At 73.0% G+C, this 11,587-nt stretch carries 9 protein-coding genes and 1 tRNA gene; 6 read left to right on the top strand and 4 right to left on the bottom strand.

All coding sequences use genetic code 11. The annotated features are described in order from the left end of the window. Nucleotides 1–22: 22 nt before the first annotated feature. Together nudC and ACLQ21_RS11460 are read left to right on the top strand one after the other, a co-directional pair. Nucleotides 23–925 (top strand): NAD(+) diphosphatase, encoded by a 903-nt coding sequence (gene nudC, locus ACLQ21_RS11465; RefSeq protein WP_425663781.1) that lies wholly within the window; start codon nucleotides 23–25, stop codon nucleotides 923–925. Beyond that, complete coding sequence (locus tag ACLQ21_RS11460) at nucleotides 922–2,628, top strand: ATP-dependent helicase (RefSeq protein ID WP_425663779.1); 1,707 nt, start codon at nucleotides 922–924, stop codon at nucleotides 2,626–2,628. The genes nudC and ACLQ21_RS11460 overlap by 4 nt, the downstream gene beginning before the upstream one ends. On the opposite strand, the gene ACLQ21_RS11455 is transcribed toward ACLQ21_RS11460, so the two are convergent. Both ACLQ21_RS11455 and ACLQ21_RS11450 read right to left on the bottom strand, forming a co-directional pair. Next, nucleotides 2,558–3,277, bottom strand: coding sequence for a hypothetical protein (locus ACLQ21_RS11455; RefSeq protein WP_425663777.1), 720 nt, complete (start codon nucleotides 3,275–3,277; stop codon nucleotides 2,558–2,560). The two genes, ACLQ21_RS11460 and ACLQ21_RS11455, sit on opposite strands and share 71 nt — an antisense overlap. 657 nt (nucleotides 3,278–3,934) lie before the next feature. Continuing rightward, nucleotides 3,935–5,338, bottom strand: coding sequence for a zinc-dependent metalloprotease (locus tag ACLQ21_RS11450; RefSeq protein WP_425663775.1), 1,404 nt, complete (start codon nucleotides 5,336–5,338; stop codon nucleotides 3,935–3,937). A gap of 20 nt (nucleotides 5,339–5,358) precedes the next feature. Between ACLQ21_RS11450 and ACLQ21_RS11445 the strand changes: the two genes are divergently transcribed. The 4 genes from ACLQ21_RS11445 to ACLQ21_RS11430 all read left to right on the top strand — a co-directional run bounded on the left by ACLQ21_RS11445 (nucleotide 5,359) and on the right by ACLQ21_RS11430 (nucleotide 10,536). Beyond that, complete coding sequence (locus ACLQ21_RS11445) at nucleotides 5,359–6,483, top strand: YlbL family protein (protein ID WP_425663774.1); 1,125 nt, start codon at nucleotides 5,359–5,361, stop codon at nucleotides 6,481–6,483. An 82-nt stretch (nucleotides 6,484–6,565) separates the two neighbouring features. Next, on the top strand, nucleotides 6,566–9,556 hold the full coding sequence (locus tag ACLQ21_RS11440) for a UPF0182 family protein (protein ID WP_425663772.1): 2,991 nt from the start codon (nucleotides 6,566–6,568) through the stop codon (nucleotides 9,554–9,556). A 45-nt stretch (nucleotides 9,557–9,601) separates the two neighbouring features. Continuing rightward, nucleotides 9,602–9,675, top strand: a tRNA-Met gene (locus ACLQ21_RS11435). 93 nt (nucleotides 9,676–9,768) lie between these two features. After that, complete coding sequence (locus ACLQ21_RS11430; RefSeq protein ID WP_425663770.1) at nucleotides 9,769–10,536, top strand: class I SAM-dependent methyltransferase; 768 nt, start codon at nucleotides 9,769–9,771, stop codon at nucleotides 10,534–10,536. A 4-nt stretch (nucleotides 10,537–10,540) separates the two neighbouring features. Here the strand turns inward: ACLQ21_RS11430 and ACLQ21_RS11425 are convergent, their stop codons facing one another. Both ACLQ21_RS11425 and ACLQ21_RS11420 read right to left on the bottom strand, forming a co-directional pair. Beyond that, nucleotides 10,541–11,257, bottom strand: a complete 717-nt coding sequence (locus tag ACLQ21_RS11425; RefSeq protein WP_425663768.1) for an AIM24 family protein — start codon at nucleotides 11,255–11,257, stop codon at nucleotides 10,541–10,543. Further along, nucleotides 11,254–11,559 carry a thiamine-binding protein gene (locus ACLQ21_RS11420; RefSeq protein WP_425663767.1) on the bottom strand — a complete coding sequence of 102 codons (306 nt, stop codon included), beginning with the start codon at nucleotides 11,557–11,559 and terminating at the stop codon, nucleotides 11,254–11,256. The genes ACLQ21_RS11425 and ACLQ21_RS11420 overlap by 4 nt, the downstream gene beginning before the upstream one ends. Nucleotides 11,560–11,587 lie beyond the last annotated feature (28 nt).

Genomic DNA, 11,587 nt, shown 5'->3' with positions numbered 1-11,587 from the left:
CGCGCCACGCGACGGAGGTGACGTGCAGGTTCCCCCGCTCGCCAGATCGGCGCTCGACCGCGACCACGCGGCGCGGCTCGCTCCGGGTGCCGTCGCGCGCGCCCTCGAGGACCCGACGACGCGCATCGTCGTGACCGCCGGCGACCGCGCACCCGTCCGCGACGGCGCGCTCGTGCGCTTCCCGCCCGACGGGCTCCCCGCGCACGCCGCCGTCGACCCGCTCGTGCCGCTCAGCTGGCTCGGCCGCGCGAGCAGCTCGCAGGGCGGCGGCGTGGTGCTGTCGCTGCTCGTCGCCGAGCCGTTCGACGTGCCGGGCGCCGAGTGGCGGTCGCTGCGCGAGGTGGGCGCCGAGCTCGACGACGCCGACGCCGGCGCGCTCGTGCAGGCCGTCGCGCTCGGCGTCTGGCAGCGCGAGAGCCACCACAGCCCGATCGACGGCAGCCCCGCCGACTTCGAGGAGTCCGGCTGGGTGCGCCGCGACGCGAGCGGCGGCGCCCACTTCCCCCGCACCGACCCCGCGGTGATCGTCGCGATCCACGACCGCGCCGACGAGCGCATCCTGCTCGGCCACAACGCCGCGTGGCCCGAGGGCCGCTACTCGCTCATCGCGGGCTTCGTCGACCCCGGCGAGTCGCTCGAGGCGGCCGTCGTGCGCGAGGTGCACGAGGAGACCGGGCTCACGGTGGTCGAGCCGCGCTACCTCGGCTCGCAGCCGTGGCCGTTCCCGCGCAGCCTCATGATCGGCTTCGAGTGCGTCGCCGACGACACCGAGGCCATCCGCCCCGACGGCGTCGAGATCCTCGACGTGCGCTGGTTCACGCGCGACGAGCTGCGCGCCGGCGCGGTGCGGCTGCCCGGCCGCACGTCGATTGCGGCGTGGATCATAGACGCCTGGCTCGCGCGGGGCGAGGGACCACGGTCGTGACGGATCAGGCGGTCACCGACGCCGACCGCATCCTCGCCGGCCTCGACGAGCAGCAGCGGCAGGCGGCGACGACGCTCGGCGGACCGGTCGCGATCCTCGCGGGCGCTGGCACGGGCAAGACGCGCGCGATCACCCACCGCATCGCCTACGCGGTCGCGACCGGCGAGCAGGCCGAGCACGCGTCGCTCGCGCTCACCTTCACGAGCCGCGCGGCGGGCGAGATGCGCACGCGGCTCGCGAGGCTCGGGGCCGGTCGCGTGCAGGCGCGCACGTTCCACGCCGCCGCCCTCGCGCAGCTGTCGCACTTCTGGCCGCGCGTGACCGGCTCGAACATGCCGAAGCTGCTGCCGCAGAAGGCGTCGCTGCTCGCCGACGCGGCCGCGCAGCTGCGACTGCGCCTGCCGACCGCACAGCTGCGCGACGCCGCCGGCGAGATCGAGTGGCGCAAGTCGCAGGCCATGACCATGGAGGACTACGGGCTGCAGGCACGCATCCGCCCCATGCCGACCGGCATCCAGCCCGAGGCGATGATCGACCTGCACATGGCGTACGAGCGGGTGAAGGACGAGCGGCGACAGATCGACTTCGAGGACGTGCTGCTCGCCACCACTGGCATGCTCGAGCGCGAGCCCGTCGTGGCCGACGAGATCCGCTCGCGCTACCGGCACTTCACGGTCGACGAGTACCAGGACGTCTCGCCGATGCAGCAGCGGCTGCTGGCCGCGTGGCTCGGCGAGCGCCGCGACGTGTGCGTCGTGGGCGACCCGAGCCAGACGATCTACTCGTTCGCGGGCGCCGACCCGGCGAGCCTCAACCGCTTCGTGCACGACCACCCCGACGCGGAGGTGGTGCGGCTCGAGCGCTCGTACCGGTCGACGGCGGCGATCGTCGGCTGCGCGAACCGGCTCATGAGGGGCCGTGACGCGCTGACGCTGACCGCGGCGTCGGGCGAGCCCGGCAGGGAGCCGTCGGTCTCGGTGCACGGCAACGACTCCGCCGAGGCAGCGGCCGTCGCCGCCGCGTGCCGCGCCCAGGTCGACGCGGGCGCAGACCCCGGCCAGATCGCCGTGCTGACCCGCTTCCACGCGCAAGCGGGGCTGCTCGAACAGGCGCTCGCGGGTGTCGGGCTGTCGTCGACGGTGCGCGGCTCGACGCGGTTCTTCGAGATCCCGGTCGTCAAGCGCGCGGTGCTCATGCTGCGCAGCGCACCCGCCGACGGCCGGCCGCTCTTCCAGGCCGTCGCCGACATCGTCATGGGGCTCGGCTACAGCGCGGAGCCGCCGGCCACGCACGGCGAGGAGCGGGCGCAGTGGGATGCGCTGCACGCCCTCGTGACGCTCGCGGAGGAGGCGGGCGGCACCGACCTGCCCGGCTTCGCGCAGGACCTGCAGCGCCGGGCCGCGACCGAGCACGAGCCGACCCTCGCAGCGGTCACGATCGCGACCATCCACGCCGCCAAGGGCCTCGAGTGGCAGCACGTGCACGTCATCGGGCTCGCCGAGGGGCTGCTGCCCGTCTCGCACGCGACGACGCTCGCCGAGATCGACGAGGAGCGGCGCCTGCTCTACGTCGCCATCACGCGCGCGCAGCGCTCGCTGTCGCTCACCTGGGCGAAGCACTCCGGCCACTCCGTCAGGCAGCCATCGCGGTTCCTGGCAGAGATCGGTGGGGGCATCGCGCCCGGGACCGCCGCACGGCGCTGACCGCCGCGTCGCGCTGCCGGATGCGCGCGCCCCAACCGGTCGGCAGCGCCGCGCCGCTCACCCGCCGCAGCGCGCCGAGCACCGTCACGACCGTCTGCGCCGCCGCGATCTGACTGGGCACGGGCGTCAGGTGCCCGGGCAGCAGCACGGTCGCATCCTGACGCGCGGCGTCCTGCCGGGCGCAGTCGGGGCAGCGGGCGCCCGTCGGCACGAACGGCCCGACCTGCACCCAGACGTCGCCGACGACCACGGGCAGGTGGGCGACCCCTGCCTCGGTCAGGCGCTCGAGCTCGGCGTCGGGCAAGCGCCACGGCGCGACCGGCACGATGAGCGCGTCGCCCGCGGGATGCCCGGCCTGCCGGGCAGCGCGGTGCAGCGCGCCGGCGAGCGGGATGCGACCGCGCACGCGCACGGCGAGCGCCGGGGGAGGGTCGATGAGCGCCGGTTCGACAGCGCGCAGCAGCGCCGCTGCCGGCTCGTCGCCCAGCAGGTGCTCGAGCTCGCGGCGCACGACGCCCCGCGTCAGCGCGGCGATGCCGCGCAGCGTCGGCTCGTCAGCCTCGAGCTCGGCGACCGGCTGCTGCGCGCCGATGGCGATGCGGTCGGGGGCGGTGCGGAAGACGGCGAGGTGCGGGTCGAGTCGCAGCATGGCGGCATGGTGCGCCCGCGCGGCGTTCGGCGTCGGCGGCTGTCCACAGGCGACCCTCGGCGCGTGGAACGGGGGTTTCGACACGCTCTGCGCCTTCGGCGCGGAGCGGCTCAACCAGCGGAAGGGGTGTCGCAGCCATCCCGCTGGTCGAGCCGGTCCGCGCGCGCAGCGCGCTGACCGTGTCGAGACCGCCCGCTCGGTGAACTGTGGTTTCGACGCGCTCTGCGCCTTCGGCGCGGAGCGGCTCAACCGGCGGAGGGGCGCCTTCGGCGCGGAGCGGCTCAACCAGCGGAGGGGGTGTCGCGGCCATCCCGCTGGTCGAGCCGGTCCGCGCGCGCAGCGCGCTGACCGTGTCGAGGCCGCCCGCTCGGTGGAACTGTGGTTTCGACGCGCTCTGCGCCTTCGGCGCGGAGCGGCTCAACCAGCGGAGGGCGTGTCGCGGCCATCCCGCTGGTCGAGCCGGTCCGCGCGCGCAGCGCGCTGACCGTGTCGAGGCCGCCCGGCCGGTGACTGTGGTTTCGACACGCTCTGCGCCTTCGGCGCGGAGCGGCTCAACCAGCGGAGGGGGCCTTCGGCGCGGAGCGGCTCAACCAGCGGAGAGGGCCTTCGGCGCGGAGCGGCTCAACCAGCGGAGGGGCGCCTTCGGCGCGGAGCGGCTCAACCAGCGGAAGGGGGCGCGCCGTCCTCGGGCTCGTCGGGGTCGCCCTCCGGCGCCTCGCCGGCGGCGGGGGCGGGGCCCGCGCCGTCCTCGCGCTCCGCGTCGTCGAGCAGCTCCTGCAGCGCCAGGTCCATCTCGTCGAGCTCGCCGACGCCCTGCAGGCGCGCGATGACGCGCGAGGGGTCGTCGATGTCGTCGGCGCCCGGCATCAGGTCGGGCTGGTCCCACAGCGAGTCGCGCGTCTCGGCGCCCACGGCATCCGTCACCGTGCGCCAGAAGGCGGCGGCCTCCCGCAGCCTGCGCGGGCGGATCTCGAGGCCGACGAGCGTGCCGAACGCCTTCTCGGCCGGACCGCCGGTCGCGCGCCGGCGGCGCACCATCTCGGCGATCGCTTCCCGCTTGGGCAGGCGAGCCGTGGCCGCCTCGGTGACCGCGTCGACCCATCCCTCGATGAGCGCGATCGTCGTCTCGAGCCGGGCGAGCGTCTCGACCTGCTCGGGCGTCTTCGGCGGGATGAGGGCGCCGCTCTTGAGCGCCTCGCGCAGCTCGTCGGGGTTCGTGGGATCGAACGACTCGGCGAGCTCCTCGAGGCGGTCGACGTCGATGCGGATGCCCTCGGCGTACTCGCGCACGGAGGACAGCACGTGCAGCCGCAGCCAGCGGGCGTGGTGGAAGAGCCGCGCGTGGGCGAGCTCGCGCACCGCCATCCAGATGCGCACCTGGTCCTCGGGAATCTCGAGCCCCTCGGCGACCGCTCGCAGGTTGACGGGCAGCAGCGCCGCGTCGCCGTCGAGCAGCGGGAAGCCGAAGTCGCCGCCCGCGACCGTCTCGCCAGCGAGCTGGCCGACGACGTTGCCGAGCTGCATCGCGAACATGGTGCCGCCGACGCTGCGCAGGATGCGCTCCGCGCCCGCGAGCATCTCCTGCGCCTCCTCGGGCGCGTGCTCCTGCATGGCGGCGGTGAGCGCGTCGGAGATGCTGTTGGCGACCGGCTCGCTCATCTCCTGCCAGACGGGGATGGTGGCGTCGACCCACTGCTGCCGCGACAGCAGCCGCAGCTCGGTCGCGGCGGCGCCGATGTCGGTCGTCTCGCCGAGCCAGAGCGCCGCGAGGTCCGCGGCCTGACGGACCGCGTCGCGCTCGGCGCTCGACACCGAGCCGGGGTCGCGCTGCACGACGGCGGCGGCTTGGCGGCGCGCGGCCTCCCAGTCGATGCCGTCCTCCGTGCGCGAGAGCGCCGCCTGCAGCTGGGCCATGAGCGCCTGCAGCTGCGCGGGGTCCGACGGCATCCCGGCCGCGCCCGCGAGGCGCGCCGGATCGATCGGTCCCTCACCCGAGAGGAAGCGCTGCAGCATCTCTCGCAGCTCGTCCTCAGGGCGTCGATCCTCGGAGTCCTCAGGCATGCGACTACGCTAGCCGCAGCATGTTGGAACCCGCGGGGAATCCGCCCATCCCGTCCTCCGCCGTCCGCGAACACCCGGTGCAGCACCGGTTCCCGGACGTGCGGCCGCGTCGCGTGCGCCGGGCCGGATGGGTCGGGCTCGGCATCGCGGCGGTGTCGTCGCTCGCGCTCGCCTTCCTGCCGTCGCCCTACGTCGTCGAGATCCCCGGGCCGACCTTCGACACGCTCGGCGCCACCGACGAGGGGCCGCTCATCAGCATCGAGGGCGTGCAGACCTACCCGACCGAGGGCGAGTTGCGCCTGCTGACGGTGAAGCTGCTCGGCAACCGGCAGCGGCCGCTCACGTGGATCGACGTCGCGGAGGCGTACATCGACCCCTCTGACTCGATCATCCCCATGGACGCCGCCTTCCCGCCGCAGGTGTCGGTGGAGGAGTCGAACGAGGCCGGCCGCATCGAGATGGAGAACTCGCAGTCGGCGGCCGTCGCCGCCGCGCTGCTGCACGAGGGCTTCGAGGTGGACAGCGATGTGCGCGTCGCCGGCGTCATCCCGGGATCGCCCGCCGAGGGCGTGCTGCGCGAGGGCGACCGCATCCTGCGCGTCAACGGCGAGGAGGCGTACGACGTGTACTCGATCCGCGCATCCATCGCCGACGTCGACGGGCCCACCACGTTCGACATCCGGCGCGGCGAGCAGCCGCTCACCGTCGAGGTGACGCCGGCCGTCGAGGGCGAGCAGAAGATCGTCGGCATCTACCCGTCGAACGAGTTCGGCTTCCCGTTCCAGGTCGACATCCAGCTGCCCAACGTGGGCGGCCCGAGCGCCGGCATGATGTTCGCGCTCGGCATCGTCGACGAGCTCACGCCGGGCGCCATGACGGCAGGCACCCGCTGGGCGGGCACCGGCACGATCTCGGCGCTCGGCGACGTCGGTCCCATCGGCGGCGTCGTGCAGAAGATGCACGGGGCGGTCGAGTCGGGCGCGACGCACTTCCTGGCACCGGTCGAGAACTGCGGACAGGTCGCCGGCCATGTGCCGCCAGGGCTCACCGTGTTCGCCGTCGACACGCTCGACGAGGCCATCACGGCGATCGACGCCGTGGCCATGAATGGGGACACCTCGGGGCTGCCGACCTGCGAGCCGTGAGGCATCCGGGGCCGGGTCCGGCTCATAGCCTCGGCGGATACCATGAGCGCACCGCCCGCACCGCACCCTGGAGCTGATCCCCGTGTCTTCCACCGCCGAACGACCGCCTGCAGCGACGACGAGGAGGCAGCGCCCCTCGCCGCTGCTGATCACGATCCTCATCGTGGCGGCCCTCATCGGGGCGTTCGTCCTCTTCTCGGGCTTCTACGCCGATGTGCTCTGGTTCGACCAGCTCGGCTTCGTGCAGGTGCTGCAGACGCGCTGGCTCTCGATGGCCGTGATGTTCCTGATCGGCTTCATCGGCATGGCGGTGCCGCTCGCGCTCAGCGTGCAGATCGCGTTCCGCTCGCGGCCGGTCTACGCGCAGCTGAACTCCCAGCTCGACCGCTACCAGGAGCTCGTCGAGCCGCTGCGCCAGGTGGGGATGTGGGCGGCCCCCGTGGTGCTGGGCCTCTTCGCGGGCATCGCCTCCGCCTCGCAGTGGGAGACGGCGCAGCTGTGGCTGCACCGCAAGCCGTTCGGTGAGGCCGACCCGCAGTTCGGCTTCGACATCGGCTTCTACGTCTTCGAGCTGCCGTTCTACCAGCAGATCGTCGGCTTCGCGCTCGCGGTGCTGTTCATCTGTGGCGCCGCCTCGCTCGCGACCGCCTACCTCTACGGCGCGATCCGCGTGACGGGCCGCGAGTTCCGCATCTCCCGCTCCGCGCGCATCCAGCTCGCCGTCATCGCCGCGCTCTACATGCTCGCGCTGGGCGTCTCGATCTGGCTCGGCCAGTACGCCGCGCTCGCGACCGACGCGCAGGGCTTCCTCAACAGCGGCGCCGGCTACACCGAGGTGAACGCGACCATCCCCGGTGCCCAGATCCTCGCCGGCATCGCCGGGCTCGTTGCCCTCTTCTTCATCGTCACCGCGATCATCGGCCGCTGGCGCATCGCGATCGTCGGCACCGCGCTGCTCATCGCCGCGTCGCTCGTCGTGGGGGTCGCGTACCCCGCGATCGTGCAGCGCTTCCAGGTCGACCCGAGCGCCAGGACGCTCGAGGAGCCCTTCATCCAGCGCAACATCGACGCCACGCGCGCGGCGTGGGATGTCGACGGCATGGTCGAGACCGAGTCGGATGCGCGCACCGACGCCGAGCCCGGAGCGCTGCGCGAGGATGCGGCGACGACCGCGAACATCCGCATCATCGACCCTGCACTCGTGACCGACGCGTTCGCCAACCTGCAGGAGTACCGCCAGTACTACGGCTTCGCCGAGCAGCTCGACGTCGACCGGTACGAGATCGAGGGCCAGACCCAGGACACCGTCATCGCCGTCCGCGAGCTCGACCTCTCGGGGCTCGAGGAGGACAGCTGGTACAACCGCCACATCGTCTACACGCACGGCTACGGCGTCGTCGCCGCCTACGGCAACCAGCGCGGACCCGAGGGGCAGCCCGTCTTCCTGCAGCAGGGCATCCCGACGCAGGGCGCGCTCGGCGAGTACCAGCCGCGCGTGTACTTCGGCGAGTCGACGCCCGACTACTCGATCGTCGGCGGCGCCGAGGGCTCCGCGCCGCTCGAGCTCGACTACCCGCGATCGGCCGAGGAGGGCAGCGGCAACGCGAACACCACGTTCGCGGGCGACGGCGGGCCGAAGCTCGACACCTTCATCAACCGGCTCGTCTACGCGCTGAAGTTCCAGTCGGAGCAGATCATCCTGTCGGACGCCGTGACGGACGACTCGCAGATCCTCTACGACCGCAACCCGCGCGACCGCGTCGCAGCCGTCGCGCCGTACCTCACGCTCGACAGCGACCCGTACCCGGCGGTCGTCGACCAGCGGCTCGTCTGGATCGTCGACGGCATGACGACCACGTCGATGTACCCGTACTCGTCGCACCGGTCGATCGCGCAGACGATCGCCGACGTCACGAACGCGAACCCCGAGCTGACCGCCGGCGACATCGTCAACTACATGCGCAACTCGGTGAAGGCCGTGGTGGATGCGTACGACGGCTCGGTGACGCTGTACGCGTGGAACCCGGAGGACCCGATCCTGCAGGCGTGGATGGAGATCTACCCGGCGACGGTGCAGCCGATGAGCGCCATGTCGGGCGAGCTGATGAGCCACGTGCGCTACCCGGCCGACATGTTCAAGCTGCAGCGCAACGTGCTCGGCGACTACCACGTCACCAACCCGGCGACCTTCTTCTCCGGCGACGACCAGTGGGCGACGCCGTCGGACCCGACGTGGTCGAACGCGAACGTCGAGGCGCCGCCGCAGCCGCCGTACTACCTAACGATGTCGGTCGACGGCAACGATCCGGCGTTCACCCTCTACTCGACGTTCATCCCGCGCGACGGCCGCGAGGTGCTGTACGGCTACCTCTCGGTGAACGCCGATGCGGGCGGCACGGCCGGCGAGGTGAGCGAGGACTACGGCAAGCTCACGCTGCAGATGCTCCCGAAGGAGGGGTCGATCCCCGGTCCCGGCCAGGTGCAGAACAACTTCGACACCGACGCCGAGGTCTCGCAGGTGCTCAACATCCTGCAGCAGGGCTCCACCGAGGTGCTCAACGGCAACCTGCTGACGCTCCCGGTCGGTGGCGGCCTGCTGTACGTGCAGCCCGTGTACCTGCAGTCGACGGGCGCCACGTCGTTCCCGGTGCTCCGCAAGATCCTGGTCGCGTTCGGCGATGACATCGCGTTCGAGGACACCCTCGACCAGGCGCTCGACTCGCTCTTCGGTGGCGACTCCGGCGCCGAGGCGGGCGACTCCGAGGTCGACCCGGTGCCCACCCCGGGCACCGGCGAGCAGCCGGCACCCGAGACGGACCTGCAGGCGCAGCTCGACGCGGCGATCTCGCAGGCCGGCGCGGCGCTCCAGGAGCGTCAGGCGGCCTACGCCGAGAACGACCTGGTGGCGGCGGCAGAGGCCGACGAGCGGCTGACCGCCGCGCTCGCGCAGGCGATCGAGCTGTCGGCGCAGATCGAGGGCGAGGCCGCGCCCGCCGAGGGCGCTCCCGCAGAGGAGGCCCCGGCCGAGGGAGCGGGCGACGCGCCCGCGCCCGAGGAGACCACCGCGCCCTGACGATTTGCCCCGCGGCCCGGCCCCTGGTAACGTTTCATCTCGTGCCGCGGGGTGGAGCAGCTCGGTAGCTCGCCGGGCTCATAACCCGGAGGTCGCAGGTTCAAATCCTGTCCCCGCAACAGAAGTCCGCGAACTGCGGCACACGAAGAGGCCCCCGCAAGGGGGCCTCTTCTGCGTCTCCGGTGCATCTCTGCGCGGCGTAGCCTCTGCGTATGGGCTTCGCGGTCTCGGCCGAGTCGTACGACCGGTTCATGGGCAGGTTCTCGATGCCGCTCGCGGCCGTGTTCGCCGACTTCGCCGGGATCGGCGCGACCGGCACGGGATCGGCGGTGCTCGACGTGGGCTGCGGCCCGGGCGCGCTGACGGGCGAGCTGCTCGCTCGCGGCGCGATCCCCACCGCGATCGACCCGTCCCCGAGCTTCGTCGCGGCGGTGCGGCAGCGGCACCCGGGCGTCGACGTGCGCGAGGCGGCCGCCGAGTCGCTGCCGTTCGACGACGGCGCCTTCGACGGTGCGCTCGCGCAGCTCGTCGTGCACTTCATGCACGACCCCGTGCGGGGCATCCGCGAGATGGCTCGCGTCACCCGGCCCGGTGGCACCGTCGCCGCGTGCGTCTGGGATCACGCCACCGGTCCGCTGGGCACCTTCTGGGCCGCCGTCGCCTCGCTGCACACCGAACCGGGGGAGCCGCCCTCGGAGGCGCCGAGGACCGGCTCGCACCGCGGCGACCTGACGCGCGTCCTGGCGGAGGCCGGCGTCCGCGACCCGCGCGAGGAGCCGATCGCGGTCACGGTGTCCTTCGCCGACGTCGCGTCCTGGTGGGCGCCGTTCGAGCTCGGCGTCGGACCCGCCGGCGACCACGTCGCCGGCCTCGATGCCGCGGCGCGCGAACGCCTCCGCGAGCGCTGCGGCGAGCTGCTGCCGGAGCCGCCGTTCGAGGTGCGCGCGCTCGCGTGGGCGGCGCGCGGGGAGCGCGCCTGAGGGGCTACTCGAACAGCCCGCCCAAGCCGCCGCCGGTGCTCCCGCCGCCGTTCGATCCGGAGACCTGCTGCCGGCCCTCGCTCGGCTGCACGACGACGAAGCCCGGGCCGTGGAAGGCGAGCTGGAACGCCTCGCCCGTGCCGCCGCGCAGCAGCGAGCGCATGTTCATGCTGTTCACGACGCTCGGCTGCAGGTTCGACGACCAGCACACGGCCGCGTTCGGGTCGACGAAGGTGGGCTGGCGCGAGCAGTCGAGCAGCATCGGGTTGCCCTCGCACGAGATGCCGACCGTGCCGACGCCGCCGAGCTCGAGGTTGAACAGCCCGCCCGCCATGACGTTGCCGCTGCGCAGCATCTTGATGTCCCACTGCAGGCTCGGGTCGAACGCGAGCAGGTTCTTGCCGCTCACCGACAGGCCCTCGTTCTCGAGCTGCACGGTGAACACGTTGGCCGCGTCCCGCGCCAGGAACACCTCGCCCTGGCCGCGGATGCGCATGAGCGGCGCACCCTCGCCCGTGACGAGCTTCTTCAGCATCCGTGCGGCACCGGCGCCCTCGTGCTGGAACTCCACCTGGCCCTGGTAGGCGACCATCGCGCCCTTCGCGGCCAGCACGTCGCCCCCACCGCCGACACTGATGCGCAGCATCTTGCTCGACTGCTTCACCCAGCGCTCGGTCGACTGGACCTCCTGGTTCGCCTCGGCGAACAGCTCGCTCCTCATGCGTCCCCCTCCAGGGCGTGCTCGAGCCTGTCGACCTTGCCGTCGAGCTCGCCGGTCCAACCGGGTCGGATGTCGGCCTTGAGGACGAGGGATGCACGCGGGCTGAGCGCGAGGACGGCGTCGGTCGCGCGTCGCACGCAGGCGAACACCTCGTCCCACTCGCCCTCGATCGTCGTGAACATCGCGTCGGTGCGGTGCGGCAGCCCGCTCTCGCGGACGACGCGCACTGCGGCTGCGACGGCGTCGTGGACGGACCCATCCGGACCGGCAGTGCCGGGTGCTACGGAGAATGCGACGAGCATCCTGCTCCCTTCGTCGCTGCTGATCCTG

Source organism: Agrococcus sp. DT81.2, from assembly GCF_049844935.1.
Classification (GTDB): domain Bacteria; phylum Actinomycetota; class Actinomycetes; order Actinomycetales; family Microbacteriaceae; genus Agrococcus.
This window is presented reverse-complemented; position numbering and strand designations above follow the sequence as displayed.